We start from the raw sequence: 19,298 nt of genomic DNA, 5'->3' as shown, positions 1-19,298 counted from the left end.
ATGCCTGGGTGGGGGGCCGGTAACGCAAAAGGCCGGCCCCGAAGGACCGGCCCACGCACCGCCGGAAGCACCCACCCGGCGGCGATCACGCCCTACAGGAACGCCAGATTCACGACCCAGAAACTGGCCGCGGCCACGAGAGCGGCGGCCGGCATGGTGATGAACCAGCCGAGGACGATGTTCTTGGCGACACCCCACCGCACGGCGTTCACCCGCTTCGTCGCCCCGACACCCATGATCGCCGAGGTGATGACGTGCGTCGTGGAGATGGGCGCCTTGAAGAGGTACGCCGTGGCGAACATGATCGAGGCACCGGTCGTCTCCGCGGCGAACCCCTGCGGCGGATCGAGCTCGATGATCTTCCGCCCGAGCGTCCGCATGATGCGCCAGCCGCCCGCGTACGTGCCCAGCGACAGCATCATCGCGCAAACGATCTTCACCCAGACCGGAATCGGGTCGTTCGGCCCCTGCTCGCCGGCGATGACCAGCGCCATCACCACGACACCCATCGTCTTCTGGGCGTCCTGGAGACCGTGCCCGAGCGCCATGCCGGCCGCGGACACCGTCTGCGCGATACGGAAACCGCGCTTGGTCTTGTGCGGGTTGGACCGCCGGAACAGCCACATGATCAAGGCCATCACGAGATAGCCGACGAGCAGACCGACGACCGGCGACAGGAACATCGGGATGATGACCTTGTCGACCAGCCCGCTCCAGTAGACCGTCGTACCGCCGGCCAGGGCCGCGCCGACCATGCCGCCGAACAGGGCGTGCGAGGACGAGGACGGCAGACCGAAGTACCAGGTGATCAGGTTCCAGGTGATCGCGCCGACGAGCGCCGCGAAGAGGATGCCCATCCCCTTCGAGCCCTCGGGCGTCTGGATCAGCCCCTCACTGACGGTCTTGGCGACCCCGCTGCCCAGGAACGCGCCGGCGAGGTTCATCACCGCGGCCATGGCGAGCGCGGCCCGCGGCGTCAGGGCACGCGTGGACACGGAGGTGGCGATGGCGTTCGCCGAGTCGTGGAAGCCGTTCGTGTACGTGAAACCGAGCGCGACCCCGATGGTCACGATCAAAGCAAAGGTGTCCATGAACGGGTCAGGACTCCTTGACGGCGATGGTCTCCACCGTGTTCGCCACGTGCTCGAACGCGTCGGCCGCTTCCTCCAGCACGTCCACGATCTGCTTGAGCTTCAGCACCTCCATGGCGTCGTACTTGCCGTTGAAGAGGTGGGCCAGCAATTTGCGGTGGATCTGGTCGGCCTGGTTCTCCAGACGGTTGACCTCGATCCAGTACTCGGTGAGGTTGTCCATGGTCCGCAGGTTGGGCATGGCCTCGGCGGTCAGCTCGGCGGCCCGCGCCAGCACCTCGATCTGCTGCTCGACGCCCTTGGGCAGCTCCTCGACCTGGTACAGGACGACCAGATCGACGGCCTCCTCCATGAAGTCCATGATGTCGTCGAGGGACGAGGCGAGGTTGTAGATGTCCTCGCGGTCGAAGGGCGTGATGAAGGAGGAGTTCAGCTGGTGGAAGATCGCGTGTGTCGCGTCGTCACCGGCGTGTTCCGCGGCCCGCATACGCTCTGCGATCTCGGCCCGAGCGGAAGTGTCCGCCCCGAGCAGTTCCATCAGGAGCTTCGAGCCCGTGACGATGTTGTCCGCGGATGCGGAGAACATGTCGTAGAAGCTCGTCTCCCTGGGGGTCAGACGAAAGCGCACGTTGGGGTCCTCGGGGTGCTTCGGTTCGGTCAGGCTGATGCTAGGCGCATCATCCGGCCACGGCTAACGGGCCGCCACCCAGTGTCGCCCATCAGGCACAGCGATCGGCACGGGGTCCGGTACCGGCGCCGGGCAAGGGCTCCATACCCAGCAAAGTTCGGTACGATATACCCACCAGGGGTATATGTAAGTGGCGTTTCAGACAGGATCGCCGATCGGATCCAGCAGGAGGACGCGATGACGACCACCGAGGCCGACGCGACGGCGCCCTCTGGCGACCCGCAGAAGATCGTGACCGACCACGACCGCGGCATCCACGGCTACCACCAGCAGAAGGACGAGCACCTGAAGCGGCTGCGCCGCATCGAGGGCCAGATCCGGGGCCTCCAGCGGATGGTCGACGAGGACGTCTACTGCATCGACATACTCACCCAGGTGTCCGCCTCCACCAAGGCCCTCCAGTCCTTCGCCCTCCAGCTCCTGGAGGAGCACCTGCGTCACTGCGTGGCGGACGCGGCCCTCAAGGGCGGCGCCGAGATCGACGCGAAGGTCGAGGAAGCGACGAAGGCGATCGGCCGCCTGCTGCGCACCTGAGCCGGCCGCGACGGCTCGCGAAATACGCGAAACGTGAGAGATACGACGCATGTGACATCCGCGACGTGCGCACCTCGGCCATCAGGGCGGGACCGGAAAGGACTAGTCCTCCCCGCCCCGCCGGGCGGGAGCGCGCTCTTCGGCCACTTTCAGCACCGCGTCGATGCTCTCCAGGCTGAGGCGGTCCTCGTGCGCCGCCGAGGCCGCGATGATCAGCTCACCGCACAGGTCGATCTCGGCGAGGGCCACGTGGTCCTGAACTGCCGCACCGCCGACCGGGGCCACGCACATCACCTCTTCCTGCCGTCACCGACTTCCTAGAGTAGGGAGCGGCCTACACACCGCGCATGGCACGGAAGGGCCATTTCCAGCCCTCCTCTGAAGCTACGGCTCCGGATGCTCTTGCCCATCTCCGCGGAAGCCACTACTCCGCGATCTTCCCGGCGTAGATGTCGGAGGAATCCGGCAGCCGTACGACCGCGGGGCTGCCGAAGTCGTACAGCAGGAGCGTCGAAGCGACGGCCACGGTGCCCTTCCTCTGTCCGTTGACGAAGCTGAACCGGTGCCGGACCTTGCGCAGGCGCCCCTGGTCGTCGAGGTAAGCGTCGAACGGCACGGCGGTGGTGGCGAACCCCTTCGCCGCCGCCCTCAGCGCCGGCCGCTGCTCCGTCGAGGCGTCCCGCGCGGCGGTGCCGAGGTCCGCGGTCCCGCGATAGTGCCGTACGGGGATCCCGGCGACCTCGGTCTTCCCCACATAGGTCACCGACCGCGCGCCGCGCAGCAGTTCGGCGGCGGCGTACGGATCGGTGGCACCGCCCGTGACGAGGTTGCCGTCCGTGAGGCCGGCGGTCTCCACGCGCACCCACTTGTCGGCGGGCACTCCGGCTCCCCTGTTCTTCATGAACAGAGCGCCCGGAGTCAGAAGTTCGGTGATCGGCCGGTGCTCGGCCGCTCCCGCGGGATCCTGCGGCAGCAGCACCTTCAGGCGGCCCGTCTGCTTCCTGAAGTCGTACACGCCCTGCCCGCGGATGGTGACCCGGGTCCCGCCGGTGGCCATCTCCATCGACGTGGTGGCCTTCGCGCTGCCGGCGCGCTCCAGGGCTGCCACCGCCCGGCGCAGCGTGTCGGCGGTGCCGGGGCCGTTGCGGACGTCCTCCGCGGCCGTCCCGCCGCCCGAGCATCCGGTGCCACAGACCATGAGTCCCGCCGCGACGAACGCGACCAGGACCGCCGCCCGTTCCTGCTGCTGCGCCACCATCGTCCACCGACCCCCAGCCGGTCCGTGCCGGGCCATCCCGTCGTCCCGTTAACGACAGGTGGAGTCGCCCGTCACGCGGCGGGGATCCGTTCACTTGGCTTGGGTAACGTTGTCGGTGTGGAGCATCTGGACGAGACGGACCCTGTTCCCGGTCACCGGACGACCACGGTCGAGCAGGGCCCCTTCTGCCTGGCCCGCTGCACGTGCGGCTGGCGGGGCCCGGCGCGCCGCGCCAGGAGCCAGGCCCGCACGGACGCGGCGACCCACGCCCTGACGACGACCCCCTGAAGCGGTCCGCCGCACCAGCCTTCTTCGCCCCTACCCTCCCCCAAGGTCTCGGCTTCGCTCGACCAGGGGGGATCCCCATCGCACCTGGGGCTCCGCCCCAGACCCCGCTCCTCAAACGCCGGAGGGGCTGGATTTTCCCGGCCGGGGCTGTGACCGCCTGGATCCCGCACCCGCAGCCGGGATTCGGCGCGAGGGGACGTGCCGGTACATCGATGCCCGTCGCCACCGACGGTCACCTCTCCGTCCAACGGCGACGGGCTGATGCACCGGCACGGCCCCGACCCACCCACCGGACGGGAACCGCCCCCCACCGCCGTCGCCCGGAACCCCACGTGCTGAGATGCGCAGTGCTGTAGCCGTTCTGCGACACAGCCGTGCGGAACCCCCGAGCCCGGGGGCCCGTCTCGTTCCACGGAACCCACGGGAGGCACACATGCAACGGCGTTCGTTCATCGGCGGAACCACAGCCGTCCTCGCGGCGGCGGCGACGTCCGCCTGCAGCGGCAGCGACAAGGGCGGCCCGCACGCCGACGGCAAGGCCGGGTCCACGAGCGCCACGGCAGGCGCGGCCGACACCACCGGCATACGGACGGCGACCGAGGCCAACAGGGCGGCCGCCAACTGGACCGCGCTCTCCCACCAACTGGACGGCGCCCTGATCCGCCCCGGCGACCGGAGCTGGACCGCCGCCCACCAGCTCTACAACACGCGCTTCGACAACCTGAAGCCCGCCGCCGTCGCCTACGTCGCGCACGCCGACGACATCCGCACGACGATGGACTACGCCCGCGCCCACGGCGTGAAGGTCTCGATCCGCAACGGCGGCCACTCCTACGCGGGTTGGTCCTCCGGCGACGGCCGCCTGATCATCGACGTCTCCAAGCTGAACAAGATCCGCGCCTCGGCGAACGAGGCGGTCGTCGGCGCCGGTTCCAAGCTGATCGACGTCTACCGCGCGCTGGCCGCGAAGGGCGTCACCATCCCCGCCGGCTCCTGCCCCACCGTCGGCGTCTCCGGCCTGACCCTGGGCGGCGGCCACGGCGTCGTGTCACGGGCGTACGGGCTGACCTGCGACAGCCTCACCCAGGCGACGCTGATCACCGCCGACGGCAAGCAGCTCACCGCGAACGCGACCGAGAACAAGGACCTGTTCTGGGCGCTGCGGGGCGCCGGCAACGGCAACTTCGGCGTCGTCACCGAGCTCCGGTTCAAGACCCACCCCGCACCGCAGGGCGTCTCGGCGTACATGACCTGGCCGTGGGCCAAGGCCGCCGCGGTGGTGAAGGCCTGGCAGGAGTGGGGCCCGACCCAGCCGGACGAGATCTGGTCGTCCTGTCACCTGGCCAACGTGCCCGGCGGCACGCCCACCGTCTCCATCGCCGCCTTCTCCCTCGGCACCTACGGCGAACTCCAGAACGCGGTGGACCGGCTGGCGGACCGGATCGGCTCTCCGGCGCGCAGCGTCTCCCTCAAGCGGCGCTCCTACGAGGAGTCGATGGAGGTGTACGCGGGCTGCTCGTCGTTCTCCGCCGACGCCCAGTGCCATCTGCCGGGGTCGACACCGGGCCGCAGCTCGCAGGGTGCCCTCGGCCGTGAGACGTACGCGGCCCGTTCGGACTTCTTCGACCGCTCCATCTCGGCGGCCGGCGTCCAGACCCTCCTGAACCAGATCTCCGGGGTGCGCGGCGGCGCCGGCAGCATCGCGCTCACCGCGCTGGGCGGCGCCGTCAACCGCGTCGCGCCCACGTCCACCGCGTTCGTCCACCGCCGCTCGCGCATGCTCGCCCAGTACATCGTCTCCTGGCGGGCGGGCACCTCCGGCGGCACCGCCCAGTCCTGGCTGACGGGCGCCCACAACGCGATGACCCGGTACGCCTCGGGCGCGGCCTACCAGAACTACACCGACGCGACGCTGACCAACTGGCGCAAGGCGTACTACGGAGACGCGGCCACCCGGCTCGCGACCCTGAAGCACCAGTACGACCCGAACCGCTTCTTCTCGTTCCCCCAGGCGCTCTGAGGACGCCTCGGGCCGCCGCGCGGGCCTGTCAGCCCGGCCCGCGCGGCGCGCACCGTGGCAACCCGGACCGCGCGGCGCTGCACCGTGGCACCCCGTCCGACCGCAGCGCCACGCCGTGGCACCCCGTCCCGCACCGCGCTACGCGGCGAGGTCCCGTTCCTCCGTCTGCCCGGCCCGCGCCCCAGGGACCAGCGTCTCCCGCCCGACGGGTACGGCGCCGCGCGAGCGGATCAGCCGGCCCACGCGCGGGGCGGTCTCGACGGCCTTCATGACCGGGGTGAGCAGAGCCATGGCGAGCGGCGACAGCAGCAGGACGACGGCCGTGCCGAGCGCGAATCCGCCGATGACGTCCGTCGGGTAGTGCACGCCCATGAAGACCCGGCAGAACCCTTCGAGCAGCGCCAGCGCGATCCCGGCGAGCCCGAACCTCCGGTGGGCGACGAAGAGTCCGACACCCATCGCCATGGTGATCGTCGCGTGGTCGCTGACGAAGGAGAAGTCGGTCTTGCCGCCCACGAGGACGTCGAGACCCTGGTGGTCCACGAAGGGGCGCGGGCGCTCCACGAAACCCCTTATCGGGATGTTCACGAGGAGGGCGACACCGGCCGCGAGCGGGGTCCAGACGAGTGCGGCCACGGTCGCCGCCGCGTCGGATCCGCCCCGCCGCCGCACGGTCGACCAGCACCACACGACCAGCAGGACCATCGCGAGCAGGAGTCCCCACTCGCCGACGAACTCCATGATCCGGTCGACCCAGTGCGGCGTGTGCTTGGCCAGGCCATTGATGTCGTACAGCAGGTCGACGTCGGGGTTCGAACCGGATTCGGCGAGTTGCGCCATGGCGCTGCGGCCCCTTCGTCGTCATTCCCGCGACCGCGCCCTTTCGCGCGCCGCTCCGTCCACCCCCGTGGTTGTAGATCGGTTCTCTACGTCAAAAGGAACGCACGGTTCCCTCCATTACGTTCCACCCTCCACGGAATGATCACGCACACGTTATCGAAGAGAGATATCGCCGCAGGTCAGAGGGTGGGTTCATACCGAAGTGGGCAATGCTTTCGCGCCATCCTCGGTCACCCGGGTGGCCCCGAAGTAGTCGGGCGTGTCGACGGGGTCGAAGCGGATGACGGCACCGGGCCGGGGAGCGTCGATCATGTATCCGCCGCCCACATAGATGCCCACGTGCCGGATGGCGCGGGAGTTGGTGAGGTCGTCCGAGAAGAAGACCAGGTCCCCGGGGAGCAGTTCGTCGCGCTTGGGGTGCGGCCCCGCGTTGTACTGGTCGTTGGCCACCCGTGGCAGGGTCACCCCGACACTGTCGTACGAGGCCTTGGTCAGACCCGAGCAGTCGAACCGTCCGCCCTGGTCAGTCGTGCCGTTGCCACCCCACAGGTAGGGCGTGCCGAGCTTCTTCTGCGCGTACGTGATGGCCCCCGCGGCCTGCTTCGAGGGGTCCACACGGGTGACGGGAGCGGCGAAGCTCTTCGCCAGCGTGGTGATCGTCTTCACGTAGTTGCGGGTCTCCGCGTACGGCGGCACGCCCCCGTACTTGATGACCGCGTAGGCGCCCGCGTTGTAGGCGGCGAGCATGTTCTCGGTGACGTTTCCCGGAGCGTTCTTCACATAGGAGGCGAGCTCGCAGTCGTACGAGGCGGCCGACGGAATCGCGTCATTGGGGTTCCACACGTCGCGGACGCCGTCCCCGTCGCCGTCGACGCCGTGCGTGGCCCACGTCCCCGGAATGAATTGCGCTATCCCCTCGGCCTGCGCCGGACTCTTCGCGTTCGGATTGAATCCGCTCTCCTGATAGAGCTGCGCGGCGAGCAGGGCGGGATTGATCGCGCCGCAGAGATTGCCCCACTTCTGTACGAGGGACTGGTACGCGGCGGGCACCGCGCCCTTGGCGAGCCCGACCGATCCGCCGCCGATGCCGCCCGCGAGGTTCCCGGCGACCAGGTAGACCCCGACGACGAGCACCATCACGAAGCCCATCCCCGCGCCCACGGCCGCGATCGCCACGATCCAGGCCTTACGCACCGTCAACCGCCCCTCGCCGCCCGGGAGTCCGCCGACGTCAGTGTAGAGGCGGGCCCCCGTGCGGGAGGGGTGTCGCGCGCACGGACGGAGCGGTTTGTCCTGTCGGAGGACGCCGGAGTGGCGTCAACCGGCCAGGGCGGCCACGTGGTACAGATCCTCGACCTCGGTGCCGAACACGGGGCTGTACGAGACGTCGTCGGTGTCCCCGCCCTGTTCGTGGCCGCCGATGACGCCGACGACCGCCCCGTCCCCGTTCACCCAGGGGCTGCCGCTGGTTCCGCCGGCGAAGGCGGGGCACGCGACGCGCTGCTGCGTACGGCTCTCGGCGGTGGGCTTGTCGGTGCAGGTGATGGGGGTGTCGACGGAGCCGGGGTATCCGGTGACGGTGACGGCGGTGGCCCCGGTGGCGCGGTGCGCGGCGAAGGCGTTCGCGCCGCCGACGACGTCCTCGACCTCCTCGCCGTCGCGGGTGGCGAGCACGGCGAAGGCGACGTCGCTGTCCTCGTCCTGGCCCTTGCTCCACCCTTCGGGGAGGAACACGCCCTCGACGTCCCAGAACCCGTGAGGCGCCTTGCCGTCCCGGTAGCCGGGCGCGAAGGACAGCTCCGCCTCGCCGTCCAGGCAGTGGGCCGCCGTGATGACGAGATCCCGCCCGTCGCTGTGCACGACGGAGGCCGTGCAGAAATGCCCGCCGGCGCCCTCGCTCGCGGCGCTCCCGCGGAACAGGGCGCCCACCCGGGCGCTCCGGCCGTTCTCGGCGGCCCGAACGGTCACGCCGAACGGCCCGGGGCCGTCGTCGGCCGCGGCGACGGACGAGGACGTCACCGCGAGCAGCACCAGGGCCGCACCGAGCAGTACCGGCCGCCGGGTCACCGGGAGACGGGTGATGCGGATGCTCTTCATCGCCCCTCACCTTGCCGCGAGCGGGTGAGACAAACCTCGGACCAGTCCGAGTATCACCTGTGAACGCCGACCCCGCCCGGCCACCGAGACCCACCGGCCACGACTGCCTCGCTCGCCCCGCTGGCACCCTGCCACGACGGCCCCGCTCACCCCCGCCCGTGCGGGGTGGCACGGTGATCCCCGGGGAGCGGTGATCGTGTGATCGCCCGGATCACGGCCGTCGCGCGGCCCCGCGCTCTCCAGGATCTGTCAGGTCACCAGCCGCTCGAACGCCTCGGCCACGGGAGTCGGGGGGCGCGGGACCGGGGCGGGGATACGGTGGCCGTGAACGTCTGCGATCACACAGGGGAGTTGGAGTCCGCGATGCCCACGCCCGTCCGGCGCACGTCCGAGGAGCCCGACCGTGGCTGACCTCCCCTCCGGCCTCGACTGGACCCGCGCCGCCCCCGAGGACGCGACCGGCCCCGGCCCCTGGATCGAACTCGCCTTCGGTGAGGACGACTTGGTCTACATCAGGGAGACCGGCGACCCGGACAACGTCGTGACGACCACCCGCAGGAAGTGGGACGCGTTCGTCCTGGGGGTCCGGGCAGGCGAGTTCGACCACTTCGTCGAGGGGCTGGAGGACGACCCCGGAGCGCACGGCACGACGCCGCCCCCCATGCAATTCCCCTGAAAAAGCTGTGCGTTGGGTCAACCGGCCGTCAGTCGCGGCCCATCCGTGAGCCATGGAAGGGTCACGCGCCCACCGCGTTCGGCAAGGGTTCCGCCAACCACTCATTGTCGCGCACTCGACAAGGAATGCTGGTCCGCGGCCCGCTCGACCCACCGCCGACAGCCCGACACCGACCGGTACCCGTTCGGCGGCACCAGCCACCTCCGCACCGCGACCACGGGCCACGACGGCCCGACCGGCTGGGCACCCCGGAGGAAGTCACCGCGTTCACCGGCCGACCTCCGGAGTGCGGGCGGCCGCCGGGAGACGTGGGGTTCCCCGGCACCACCCGGCGAACGGGCCGCGGCAACCAGCCGCGGCCCGTTCCGTCCGTCCACCCCGCGCGGCCCCGGCGACCCGGAGAACACCGGCGCGACGCACCGTCAGAAACCCTCCGCCGAAACCGCGTCCGTTCGAATATCACCCCGCGTGCGAGGCACAGAAGGGGACAACGACAGAACCACGTGCCAGGTTTCGCTTCCGCTTCATTGCCCGGCGTGACCACCCGTGATACACAGAGTGACGATACGACTCTCGTACACCGCCGCACGCCTCCCGTGAGGGTCCCGCGTACGCCGGTGACAAGGAATTCGCACGAATCCCGCCAACCAATGACGTCAAGTCGACATACGAAGGCGTCATTGTCGGCGAGAATGGGCCCGACCTCTGCGCGCAGTGGCAGGGGGTGCAGAACTACCCACTAGGGGCGGTGACTTACATGCTTTTCGCAGCCGACAAGGGCGACATCAACACAATCATCGGTGGAATCGCCCCGGACTGGGGCCCCTTCGGCAGCCTGGGCAACGAAGCCAAGGTGATGGTCGAGGTGGTGATGGCGGTGGCCATCCTGCTCTGCCTCGGCATCGCGATCTGGGGTGCGGCCAAACAGCGCATCGGCGCGACCGCGCTCCGCGACACCTTCAGCGCCGAACAGGGCAAGGGACTCATCATCGCCGGGCTCACCGGGGTCTTCATCATCGGATCCCTCGGCACGCTCTTCACCATCGTGTACGGCATGGCCGTGTAGCCCGGCACGGCCGCGCCGCACCCGGCGTGCCGTCAGTACCCGGCCGGGCGCGCCCGGATTCTCGCCCTCCGATCCATCCGTCCGTCGTGCCCACCGGCTGAGGTTGCAACTCCCTGATGTCCAGTCACCACACCGCGCCCGCGCGGGAACCAGCACGGCTACCGTCGTACTACGTGGTTCAGCGAGAGATTGAGGGGGCGTACGCGGCATGAGTCTCGGTGACGAACCCGGGTACGGCGACGGCCCGCGCGGCGAGGAAGGGGGGTACGGCGGCTCCGGCCAGACCCGTACCCGTCTGCCCGACCGTCCGGGCGACGTCTACGGCGGCGCGCGGCGCGGACGCGGATCCTCCTCGCGGAGCCTGGTCACGGTCGTCGGTGTGGTCGTCCTGCTCATCGCCGCGATCGCCTTCGCGAACCGCGGGGACGACGCGGCATCGTCAGGCGACGGCACCGGCGACAAGGCCGCGTCGTCCCCGACGGCGGCCTCCGGCAACCCCCCGGTGACGACGAAGTCCGCCGGCATCCCGTCGGGCTTCCCCCACACACGGGAGGGAGCACAGAGCGCTGCCGCGAACTTTGCGGTGGCCCTGGGATCGGCCGACATGTTCGACAAGTCCCGGCGGGACCAGATCCTCGCGACCGTGATCGCACCTGCCAAGGTGTCCGAGTTCGAGGCGACGCTGGACGAGGCGTACACGCCGCAGTTCAACAAGAACGTGGGTCTGAACGAGGACGGCTCGGCCCCGCAGGGCTACACATTCGTCTCGCGCACGACTCCTATCGGGACCAAGACCACCCAGACCTCGGACGACGCGGCGACCGTGGAGGTCTGGTGCGGGGGTCTCCTCGGTCTCGCCGGTGAGAACTCGACCAACCCGGTCACCAGCAGCTGGTTCACCATCACCATGAAGCTGGAGTGGACCGGTGGCGACTGGAAGATCGTCTCGCACTCCCAGAAGGACGGGCCCGCGCCCGTCCCGGGCGACGACCGTGCCTCCAGCGCCGACGACATCGCGAAGGCCGTCGAGGAGTACGGAGGGTTCACCTATGCCCGCTAACCACCGCGTACTCAAACTGACCGCGGTCATCGGGGCCGTACAGGCCTCGGCGGTACTGCTGGCCACGAGAGCGGTCGCCGCACCCACGCCATCGCCGTCACCCTCCTCGAGCGACAACCATTGCAGCCTCATCCATGGCCCGGCGAGGAACTACTGCGAATCCGGCACAAAGGGATCCGGCAAATCCGGCCTCACCACCGACCCCGGTACCGCCTCCACGCTGGACCCCCTCTCCTCCCTCGCGAACGGCTGCGCCGACGCCGCCTCCTGGACCATCAACAAACTCTCCGCCGCCGTGAACGACACCGCGAACGTCGACTTCACGAACCCCAAGTTCCTCCAGCAGTACGCCGTCGTCTTCGCGGCCTCCACGATCCTCACCCTGCTCCTGTGGCTGCTGGCCGTGGCGAAGCGGGCCGTGCGAGGTGTCCCCCTCGGCACGGCCCTGTCCGAGGCGATCGGCTTCCTCTGGCTGACCGTGCTGGCCTCCGCGTTCACCCCGCTGATCCTCTACACGGTCGTCTCCGCGACGGACGGCGTGACCGAGGTCCTCGCCAAGACCACCGGCAACCAGACGGACGCGTTCTTCGGGACGTTCTCCGGCGCCCTCGACAAGGGCGGCAACATCGGCGGCGGCCCCATCATGCTCATCGTCGTCTCGATGGTCTCGATCCTGGCCGCCGGAATCCTCTGGCTGGAGCTGGTCATCCGCGCCGCCCTGCTCTACGTCGGCGCCCTCCTCGGCACCGTCGTCTACGCGGGCCTCGTCGACAAGAACCTGTGGGGCCACGTCCGCCGCTGGGCCGGCATCATGATCGCGGTCATCCTGGTGAAACCGGTCATCGTCATCGTGCTCGGCCTCGCCGGCGCCCTCAGCTCCGACAACGGCCCCGACGCGTTCTCCGCCGTCGTCTCCGGACTCGCCATCATCCTGCTCGCCATCTTCGCCAGCGCGATGATCTACCGCTTCGTCCCCGGCTTCGGCGACGAGATCGCCGGCTCCCGCAACAACCGCATCATGCAGGGCGCCGAAGGCAAGGCCGCCGCCGTGATCAGCTCGCCGGCCACCCTGGTCGCGCAGGGCATCAAGACCCACAGCTCCCGTGCCGACAACAACGGCGGCGGAGGCGGCAACAGCCAGCCCCGCCCCGCCAACCCCGCGTCCGGCGGGGTGGCCGCGCACAGCAGCCGTACGCCGAACGCAGGCGGCGGATCCGTCCCCTCCGCCGCACCCCCGCCGCGCAGCAGCCCGGTCAACACCCCGCACGCAAGCAACACCCGCAACAGCAACCGCACGGGAGGTGAAGGGCGTTGACGACCGAGTCCCACCTGTCCCATCCGGTCACGCCCCGCCGTACATATCTGATCGGCCGCGCCCGGCCGAACGCGATCGTCGGCCGGAACCGCGAGTCCGGCGAGATCGCGCTCATCATCGGCGGCGCGTTCCTCGGCATGATGTGCGGCCTGCTCGTCCCGGTACTGTCCCTGCGGATCGTGCTGCTCATGGGCTTCCCGCTGCTCGCGCTCGCCGCGGTGTACATCCCGTACAAGCGGCGGACGTTCTACAAGTGGTTCGAGATCAACCGCAGCTACAAGCGGACCCTGCGCCAGGGGACGACGTACCGCAGCCCGGTGACAGAGGCCGGCATCCACCTCGACGGCAGGGAGGTCGAGATCGGACCGCCGCCGGGCATCGGGCGCATCGCCTGGCTCGCCGCCCCGTTCGGCCCCGACGAGATCGCCGTCCTGCTGCACGCCGACCGCCGGACCGTCACCGCCGCCATCGAGATCGAGGGCCCGGGTGTCGGTCTGCGCGACAGCGAGGACCAGGAGGCCCTCGTCGACCGCTTCGGCACGCTGCTCAAGCACGTGGCGAACGGCGACGGCTTCGTCACCCGCCTCCAGATGCTCGCCCGCACCCTCCCCGCCGACCCGGACGCCCACGCCAAGGACGTCTCCCAACGCGGCGACGAGCGCGCCCCCGGATGGCTCCAGCAGTCGTACGACCAGCTCCAGTCGATGGTGTCCACGAGCAGCGAGCAGCACCGCGCCTACCTCGTCGCCTGCATGCACTACTCCCGTGAACTCGCCGCCGAGGGCCAGGCCATGGCACGGGCGGCACGGCCGCAGGGCGGCCGCAAGGTCGACCGGGACGCCGGACTCGCCGTCGTCATGGCCCGCGAGCTGACCGACATCTGCTCCCGGCTCCAGGAAGCCGACATCCGCGTACGGCAACCCCTCGGTCAGGGGCGGCTCGCCTCCCTCGTGCACTCGATGTACGACCCCGACCACCCCATCGACCACATCCAGGCCATGACCAAGCGCAACGCCTGGCCGGCCGAACTGGACGCGATGGAACCGACGTACCTCCAGGCGAAGACCCGCGAGTCCTCCACCCGCGCGCCCTGGTGCCACGCCACGGCCTGGGTGAAGGAGTGGCCGATGACCCCGGTCGGCGTCAACTTCCTCGCCCCGCTCCTCGTCCACACCCCGGACGTCATCCGCACGGTCGCCGTGACCATGGACCTCGAACCCACCGAGATCGCCATCGAGCGCATGCTGACCGAGAAGACGAACGACGAGGCCGAGGCCAGCCGCGCCGCCAAGATGAACCGCACCGTCGACCCGCGCGACATCGCCTCGCACAACCGCCTCGACCAGCGCGGCGAGGACCTGGCGAGCGGCGCCGCGGGCGTCAACCTCGTCGGCTACATCACCGTGTCCTCCCGTAACCCCGAGGCCCTCGCCCGCGACAAGCGCACCATCCGCGCCTCGGCCGGAAAGTCGTATCTGAAGCTGGAGTGGTGCGACCGCGAGCACCACCGCGCCTTCGTCAACACACTGCCGTTCGCCACCGGAATCCGCAGGTAGGGGCTGATGCACTGATGCGGGATCCGCTGTCCGCCGCGACGGACGCCTTCACGTCCTTCCTCTTCGGCAAGGTCGAGACGACCCGCCTCCCCGTGCGCACGTCCACGGGCCAGGCGCAGGCGGTCTACCTGCCCACCGCCGCACCGGGTCTCGGCGACTCGGGCGTCATCATCGGCCGCGAGGTGTACTCCGGCAAGGGCTACATCTACGACCCCTTCCAGCTCTACGGGCAGCAGCTCCCGGCCCCGCACTGGCTGGTCCTCGGCGAGTCCGGCAACGGCAAGTCGGCCCTGGAGAAGACGTACGTCCTCCGGCAGTTGCGCTTCCGCGACCGCCAGGTCGTCGTCCTCGACGCCCAGGGCGAGGACGGCGTCGGCGAATGGAACCTCATCGCGCAGGAGCTGGGGATAACTCCCATCCGGCTCGACCCCACGGCCGCCCTGGACATGGGCATCCGGCTCAACCCGCTCGACCCCTCGATCACGACGACGGGCCAGCTCGCCCTGCTGCGCACCATCATCGAGGTCGCGATGGGGCACGGCCTCGACGAGCGGTCCGGCTTCGCCCTGAAGGTCGCCCACGCCTACGTCAACGAGACGATCGTCGAGCGCCAGCCGGTGCTCACCGACATCGTCGAGCAGCTCCGCCACCCCGAACCGGAGTCGGCCGAGGCGATGAACGTCGCCATAGACGACGTACGGGCCTGGGGCCTGGACGTCGCCCTGGTCCTGGACCGGCTGGTCGACGGTGACCTCAGGGGCATGTTCGACGGCCCGACGACGGTCGGCATCGACCTGGACGCCCCGCTCATCGTCTTCGACCTGTCGCACATCGACCGGAACTCCATCGCCATGCCGATCCTGATGGCGATCGTCGGTGTGTGGCTGGAGCACACCTGGATCCGGCCCGACCGCAAGAAGCGCATCTTCCTGGTGGAAGAGGCGTGGCACATCATCAACAGCCCCTTCGTGGCCCAGCTCTTCCAGCGACTGCTGAAGTTCGGGCGCCGCCTCGGCCTGTCCTTCGTGGCGGTGGTCCACCACCTGTCGGACGTCGTCGACGGAGCGGCGGCCAAGGAGGCCGCCGCGATCCTGAAGATGGCCTCGACACGGACGATCTACGCGCAGAAGGCGGACGAGGCCCGTTCGACGGGCCGGGTCCTCGGCCTGCCCCGCTGGGCGGTCGAGATCATCCCGACGCTGACACCGGGCATCGCGGTCTGGGACGTCAACGGCAACGTCCAGGTGGTCAAGCACCTGATCACCGAGACGGAACGACCTCTGGTCTTCACCGACCGCGCGATGACGGAGTCGTCCGCCGACCACCTCCTCGCCGACGACGCCCTGCGCGCCGCCGAACTGGAGGCGGAGGAACGGGCGGCCGCCTTCATGGAACAGCATCTCGGCGATCTCGACGGCTCCACCGAGTCCACGGTGGCGTGATGAGCCCGTACCCCGACCAGCGCGACGACCGCCCCAACCCCCGGAACGAGGGGGCGGGCGGCATCCCGGACGGCCTGCTGATCGGGGTGCTGGGCTTCCTCCTCGGCATGACCCTGATGGTGTGGTCGGCGACAGGCCTCGCGGGCTGGTTCTCCCGCGGCGCCTGGCCGGACGCGATCACCTTCACCCGTACGCCCCTGGCCATGCGCCACCTGATCGGCGAGCCGCACGACATCGCCGGCGCCTGGCCCGACACCCCACCCGCCCAGTTGTCGGGCTACGGCCTCTTCTGGGGCCTGTTCATCGGCCAGTTGATGGTGCTGCTGGTCCTCGCCGTGTTCGTGATGGGCACGGTGGCACGATGGCGGGCGGGACGAGCGCGGAGACGAGCGCAGGATCTGGAGGCCAAGGAGTCCGGGCGAACGTCCAGGGCGACCAGGACCTCCACGGACGCGCCCGATCCGGTGGTGCCGACGGCCAGAACGGAACATCGGCCACTGCCCGCACAGCCCCTGGAGACCGCCCCCGCAGCAGCCGCGACCTCCGAGACGGCCTCGCCGGCACACGGGCACGTGGGCGGCCTGGACACTGTCGCCACCGAGGCCACCGCGAGCCTCACCGCCACTGAGGCCGCCGCCGGCCCGGCCGCCGCCGAAGCCGCCACGAGCCGGTCCGCCGCCGCGGCACCGCGGCCGAATCCGGCGTGGACATCCACGCGCGCGGTCGTCCTCGCCCCCGCGGAAACCCGCCACCTCACCGCGGCCCAGGCCGTACGCGACGCCGAGGGCCCGGTCCTCGTCATCACCTCAGCCCCCAACGTCTGGTCGGAGACCAAGGACGCCCGCGCCAAACTGGGCCCCGTCCTCCTCTACGACCCCGCCCACCTCTGCGACACCCCGGCCAGGCTGCACTGGTCCCCCTCGGCAGGCTGCGAGGACAAGGAAACGGCGGCGGCCAGAGCGACCGCCCTCCTCGCCCCGGTGCGCCCGTCCGCCAAGGCCGACCAGGCGATGGCCGACGTCGCGGCAACGCTCATGCGCTGCTATCTGCACGCCGCCGCGGTGGAGGGCAAGGCCTTCCGCCACGTCCACCGCTGGGCCCAGGGCTCACAGGTGCAGGACGCCGTACGAGCCCTGCGGACGAATCCCAGGGCCGCGGCCGGCACCGCCGGGGAGCTCGAGGCCGCGCTCGTCTCGCATCCCGAACGCCGGGACATCGCCCAGGAGCTGACGGCGCGTGCGCTGTCGGCCCTCGGCACGGTCAACATCCGAGAATCCTGCGCTCCGAACCGAAGTGACAGCCTCGCCTTGGATTCCTTCGTCAACGAAGGGGGCACGCTTTATATAGTCGGTGAACCTCTCGAGGACCCCAAGGCCGGCCCCGGTGCCAAGCCCCTCCTGACGGCCCTCGCCTCAAGCGTGGTCGAGCGTGGCCGGCGCATGGCCGAACGGTCATCCTCCGGTCGGCTCGACCCACCACTCACGCTCGTCCTGGACGACATCGCGGCCGTGGCCCCGCTCCCCCAGCTCCCGGACCTGCTGGCCACGGGCCCGGCCCGCGGCCTGCCGACCCTGGCACTCCTCCGCTCCCGCGAACAACTCCGCTCCCGCTGGCCGCATTACGAGCTCCCGGTCTGAGCCGGGTACGGGCTTCACGCCCGCGGGTCCCCACCGTCGATCACGCCCGCGGGTCCCCACGGTCGATGGCGAACTCGAGCTCCAGTTCACCGGTGTCGCCCGGCATCGGGGCCGTCTGCCCGGTGGGCAGGAAACCCGCCTTCCGGTAGAACGCCTCGGCACGGCCGTTCTTCTCGTGCACGAACAGCCGCACGCGGTCGAGCCCTGCCTCCCAGGACCACGCGAGAGCGGCGTCGAAGAGCCCCCGGGTCACCCCTGCCTCGCTCCCCCGGAACTCGGGCCGTACGTACACCCCCACCACATGCGCCTGAGTCCGCTCGGGCACCTCACCGAACGCGTCCCGCACCCCGGCCTCCTCGACCAGCACGGTCACGGACCCGGCCCACACCCCGTCCTCGCCCACCGCCACGATCTGCTGCCGCGTGGTGGCGTCGACCGCGGCCCCGGCCGCCCGGTCCTGCCAGAAGCCGTCCGACTTGGTCACCGCGTCCTCGTAGGTCTCCAGGAACGCGAGGTGCGCGACGGGGTCCCGCAGGGCATCGAGCCTGAGCTCCTTCACCTGCGGCCACTCGTCGGAACGTATGGAACGGATCACGTGGGTACTGGAGTTCATGGCAGTCACCGTAGTACGGGCGCACGGCCGGGCTCATCCGATATCCACCCTGCCGATCACCGCCGGCCCGGCCACCGTCATGCTCTTCCCTGTACGGCATTGTGAGCCGACCGGTCCGATCACGCGCAAGCCCTCCAGGGAGAACACCGCATGGCCAAAGTCCAACTAGAGGAACTCCGCAACGTCATCCATCCCACGGGCAAGTTGGACAGCCGGGCGGAGCACTGGGCCGGACGCCTCTACATGAGGTCCCTCTCCCTTCGCGTGACCCGCCATCTCGTCGACACTCGTATCTCGCCGAACCAGATCACCGTGGTCATGGTCTTCGCGGGGATGCTCTCGGGAGTCGCCCTGATCCTGCCGGGCCTCGGTGGCGCCGTTCTCTCCGTCGTCTTCATGCAGCTCTATCTGCTGCTGGACTGCGTGGACGGAGAGGTGGCCCGCTGGCGCCGCCAGTTCAGCCCGCTCGGCGTCTACCTCGACCGCCTCGGCGCCTACCTCGCCGATGCCGCCGTGATGGTGGGCATGGGCATCCGTGCCGCCCAACTCGGCGTCAATCTCTACCTGGTGGCCGGTCTGGCCGCGGCGATCGGCGTCCTGCTCCTGAAGTCGTCCTCCGACCTCGTGCACGTGGCCCGCTCCGACAGCGGCATGGAGAAGGCGACCGACTCGTCCGTCGTCCCGCGCTCCAGCGGTCTCGCACAGGTCCGCCGGCTGGCCTCGGCCGTGGGCCTGCACCGCCTGGTCAACGGCATCGAGTGCACCATCCTGCTGCTCGTCACCGCGGTCGTCGACCTGGCGCTCGGCGACCTGACGGCCACGCGGATCGCGACCGTCGCCGTGACGGCGATCGTGTGGCTGCTCGTGCCGGCTCACGTCGTCTCGATCGTCGCGTCGTCCCGCCTGAAGTAACCGCACCACCAAAAAAAGGGGGCGGTCTCCACGTGGAGACCGCCCCCTTTCCCATAAGTACTGTTCCTCTAAGAACTACTCCTCTTAGAACAGCTCCTTTTCGAAGTGTTCTTGAACGCAGAAAACCCCCGGACCGGTATCCCCGGTCCGGGGGTTTTCTCAAAATTTGTTCGGCGGCGTCCTACTCTCCCACAGGGTCCCCCCT

19 protein-coding genes are annotated in these 19,298 nt (G+C 69.9%); 11 read left to right on the top strand and 8 right to left on the bottom strand.

Features of this window, described 5'->3' with window-relative positions; translation table 11 throughout:
• Window positions 1-92 precede the first annotated feature (92 nt).
• Together ACIQ7M_RS19955 and ACIQ7M_RS19950 are read right to left on the bottom strand one after the other, a co-directional pair.
• Complete coding sequence (locus ACIQ7M_RS19955; protein ID WP_355759910.1) at window positions 93-1,091, bottom strand: inorganic phosphate transporter; 999 nt, start codon at window positions 1,089-1,091, stop codon at window positions 93-95.
• A gap of 7 nt (window positions 1,092-1,098) precedes the next feature.
• A complete protein-coding gene (locus tag ACIQ7M_RS19950) occupies window positions 1,099-1,719 on the bottom strand; it encodes a DUF47 family protein (protein ID WP_326786950.1) in 621 nt (206 codons plus the stop codon).
• Window positions 1,720-1,956: 237 nt separating this feature from the next.
• Here ACIQ7M_RS19950 and ACIQ7M_RS19945 point away from each other — a divergent pair, with 237 nt between their 5' ends.
• Window positions 1,957-2,313, top strand: a complete 357-nt coding sequence (locus ACIQ7M_RS19945) for a metal-sensitive transcriptional regulator (RefSeq protein WP_386984679.1) — start codon at window positions 1,957-1,959, stop codon at window positions 2,311-2,313.
• Between the two features lie 102 nt (window positions 2,314-2,415).
• Here ACIQ7M_RS19945 and ACIQ7M_RS19940 read toward each other — a convergent pair whose 3' ends face one another.
• Both ACIQ7M_RS19940 and ACIQ7M_RS19935 read right to left on the bottom strand, forming a co-directional pair.
• On the bottom strand, window positions 2,416-2,604 hold the full coding sequence (locus ACIQ7M_RS19940; protein ID WP_355759914.1) for a hypothetical protein: 189 nt from the start codon (window positions 2,602-2,604) through the stop codon (window positions 2,416-2,418).
• A gap of 133 nt (window positions 2,605-2,737) precedes the next feature.
• On the bottom strand, window positions 2,738-3,571 hold the full coding sequence (locus ACIQ7M_RS19935; RefSeq protein WP_403645981.1) for a hypothetical protein: 834 nt from the start codon (window positions 3,569-3,571) through the stop codon (window positions 2,738-2,740).
• Window positions 3,572-3,688: 117 nt separating this feature from the next.
• Here ACIQ7M_RS19935 and ACIQ7M_RS19930 point away from each other — a divergent pair, with 117 nt between their 5' ends.
• The gene (locus ACIQ7M_RS19930) at window positions 3,689-3,859 is read left to right on the top strand and encodes a hypothetical protein (RefSeq protein ID WP_386984683.1); all 171 of its coding nucleotides are present in this window, start codon (window positions 3,689-3,691) and stop codon (window positions 3,857-3,859) included.
• A 433-nt stretch (window positions 3,860-4,292) separates the two neighbouring features.
• The gene (locus ACIQ7M_RS19925) at window positions 4,293-5,879 is read left to right on the top strand and encodes an FAD-binding oxidoreductase (RefSeq protein WP_403645978.1); all 1,587 of its coding nucleotides are present in this window, start codon (window positions 4,293-4,295) and stop codon (window positions 5,877-5,879) included.
• A 138-nt stretch (window positions 5,880-6,017) separates the two neighbouring features.
• Here ACIQ7M_RS19925 and ACIQ7M_RS19920 read toward each other — a convergent pair whose 3' ends face one another.
• From ACIQ7M_RS19920 to ACIQ7M_RS19910, 3 genes are all read right to left on the bottom strand, one after another.
• Window positions 6,018-6,719, bottom strand: a complete 702-nt coding sequence (locus ACIQ7M_RS19920) for a phosphatase PAP2 family protein (protein WP_403645975.1) — start codon at window positions 6,717-6,719, stop codon at window positions 6,018-6,020.
• A gap of 192 nt (window positions 6,720-6,911) precedes the next feature.
• Window positions 6,912-7,919, bottom strand: coding sequence for a bifunctional lytic transglycosylase/C40 family peptidase (locus tag ACIQ7M_RS19915; RefSeq protein WP_355771450.1), 1,008 nt, complete (start codon window positions 7,917-7,919; stop codon window positions 6,912-6,914).
• 117 nt (window positions 7,920-8,036) lie between these two features.
• Complete coding sequence (locus tag ACIQ7M_RS19910) at window positions 8,037-8,816, bottom strand: trypsin-like serine peptidase (protein WP_403645972.1); 780 nt, start codon at window positions 8,814-8,816, stop codon at window positions 8,037-8,039.
• 403 nt (window positions 8,817-9,219) lie between these two features.
• On the opposite strand from ACIQ7M_RS19910, the gene ACIQ7M_RS19905 reads away from it, so the two are divergent.
• The 7 genes from ACIQ7M_RS19905 to ACIQ7M_RS19875 all read left to right on the top strand — a co-directional run bounded on the left by ACIQ7M_RS19905 (window position 9,220) and on the right by ACIQ7M_RS19875 (window position 17,568).
• Window positions 9,220-9,492 (top strand): DUF397 domain-containing protein, encoded by a 273-nt coding sequence (locus ACIQ7M_RS19905; RefSeq protein ID WP_389850290.1) that lies wholly within the window; start codon window positions 9,220-9,222, stop codon window positions 9,490-9,492.
• Between the two features lie 757 nt (window positions 9,493-10,249).
• Window positions 10,250-10,558 carry a hypothetical protein gene (locus ACIQ7M_RS19900; protein ID WP_037622434.1) on the top strand — a complete coding sequence of 103 codons (309 nt, stop codon included), beginning with the start codon at window positions 10,250-10,252 and terminating at the stop codon, window positions 10,556-10,558.
• A gap of 208 nt (window positions 10,559-10,766) precedes the next feature.
• The gene (locus ACIQ7M_RS19895) at window positions 10,767-11,618 is read left to right on the top strand and encodes a hypothetical protein (protein WP_403645968.1); all 852 of its coding nucleotides are present in this window, start codon (window positions 10,767-10,769) and stop codon (window positions 11,616-11,618) included.
• Window positions 11,608-12,933: a hypothetical protein gene (locus tag ACIQ7M_RS19890; RefSeq protein WP_403645965.1), complete on the top strand. Its 1,326-nt coding sequence runs from the start codon at window positions 11,608-11,610 to the stop codon at window positions 12,931-12,933. The genes ACIQ7M_RS19895 and ACIQ7M_RS19890 overlap by 11 nt, the downstream gene beginning before the upstream one ends.
• Window positions 12,930-14,489 carry an SCO6880 family protein gene (locus ACIQ7M_RS19885; protein ID WP_355771435.1) on the top strand — a complete coding sequence of 520 codons (1,560 nt, stop codon included), beginning with the start codon at window positions 12,930-12,932 and terminating at the stop codon, window positions 14,487-14,489. The genes ACIQ7M_RS19890 and ACIQ7M_RS19885 overlap by 4 nt, the downstream gene beginning before the upstream one ends.
• Window positions 14,490-14,503: 14 nt before the next feature.
• Window positions 14,504-15,931, top strand: a complete 1,428-nt coding sequence (locus tag ACIQ7M_RS19880) for an ATP-binding protein (RefSeq protein ID WP_355771432.1) — start codon at window positions 14,504-14,506, stop codon at window positions 15,929-15,931.
• Window positions 15,931-17,568: a type IV secretory system conjugative DNA transfer family protein gene (locus tag ACIQ7M_RS19875; RefSeq protein WP_403645960.1), complete on the top strand. Its 1,638-nt coding sequence runs from the start codon at window positions 15,931-15,933 to the stop codon at window positions 17,566-17,568. Before ACIQ7M_RS19880 ends, ACIQ7M_RS19875 begins: the two co-directional genes overlap by 1 nt.
• Before the next feature lie 40 nt (window positions 17,569-17,608).
• Here the strand turns inward: ACIQ7M_RS19875 and ACIQ7M_RS19870 are convergent, their stop codons facing one another.
• Window positions 17,609-18,181: a GNAT family N-acetyltransferase gene (locus tag ACIQ7M_RS19870; protein WP_403645957.1), complete on the bottom strand. Its 573-nt coding sequence runs from the start codon at window positions 18,179-18,181 to the stop codon at window positions 17,609-17,611.
• Window positions 18,182-18,331: 150 nt separating this feature from the next.
• Between ACIQ7M_RS19870 and ACIQ7M_RS19865 the strand changes: the two genes are divergently transcribed.
• Window positions 18,332-19,093 (top strand): CDP-alcohol phosphatidyltransferase family protein, encoded by a 762-nt coding sequence (locus ACIQ7M_RS19865; protein ID WP_403645954.1) that lies wholly within the window; start codon window positions 18,332-18,334, stop codon window positions 19,091-19,093.
• Window positions 19,094-19,298 lie beyond the last annotated feature (205 nt).

The organism is Streptomyces sp. NPDC096324 (genome assembly GCF_044763015.1).
In the GTDB taxonomy this organism is placed as follows: domain Bacteria; phylum Actinomycetota; class Actinomycetes; order Streptomycetales; family Streptomycetaceae; genus Streptomyces.
The sequence above is the reverse complement of the archived record's forward strand: the minus strand, read 5'-3'. Positions and strand labels throughout refer to the sequence as shown.

Coding starts and splice junctions, on each gene's coding strand:
- ACIQ7M_RS19935 (WP_403645981.1), bottom strand. CDS start 3,571: ATGGTGGCGCAGCAGCAGGAACGGGCGGCGGTCCTGGTCGCGTTCGTC.
- ACIQ7M_RS19875 (WP_403645960.1), top strand. CDS start 15,931: ATGAGCCCGTACCCCGACCAGCGCGACGACCGCCCCAACCCCCGGAAC.
- ACIQ7M_RS19925 (WP_403645978.1), top strand. CDS start 4,293: ATGCAACGGCGTTCGTTCATCGGCGGAACCACAGCCGTCCTCGCGGCG.
- ACIQ7M_RS19920 (WP_403645975.1), bottom strand. CDS start 6,719: ATGGCGCAACTCGCCGAATCCGGTTCGAACCCCGACGTCGACCTGCTG.
- ACIQ7M_RS19895 (WP_403645968.1), top strand. CDS start 10,767: ATGAGTCTCGGTGACGAACCCGGGTACGGCGACGGCCCGCGCGGCGAG.
- ACIQ7M_RS19890 (WP_403645965.1), top strand. CDS start 11,608: ATGCCCGCTAACCACCGCGTACTCAAACTGACCGCGGTCATCGGGGCC.
- ACIQ7M_RS19940 (WP_355759914.1), bottom strand. CDS start 2,604: ATGTGCGTGGCCCCGGTCGGCGGTGCGGCAGTTCAGGACCACGTGGCC.
- ACIQ7M_RS19865 (WP_403645954.1), top strand. CDS start 18,332: ATGGCCAAAGTCCAACTAGAGGAACTCCGCAACGTCATCCATCCCACG.
- ACIQ7M_RS19880 (WP_355771432.1), top strand. CDS start 14,504: ATGCGGGATCCGCTGTCCGCCGCGACGGACGCCTTCACGTCCTTCCTC.
- ACIQ7M_RS19900 (WP_037622434.1), top strand. CDS start 10,250: ATGCTTTTCGCAGCCGACAAGGGCGACATCAACACAATCATCGGTGGA.
- ACIQ7M_RS19870 (WP_403645957.1), bottom strand. CDS start 18,181: ATGAACTCCAGTACCCACGTGATCCGTTCCATACGTTCCGACGAGTGG.
- ACIQ7M_RS19955 (WP_355759910.1), bottom strand. CDS start 1,091: ATGGACACCTTTGCTTTGATCGTGACCATCGGGGTCGCGCTCGGTTTC.
- ACIQ7M_RS19910 (WP_403645972.1), bottom strand. CDS start 8,816: ATGAAGAGCATCCGCATCACCCGTCTCCCGGTGACCCGGCGGCCGGTA.
- ACIQ7M_RS19945 (WP_386984679.1), top strand. CDS start 1,957: ATGACGACCACCGAGGCCGACGCGACGGCGCCCTCTGGCGACCCGCAG.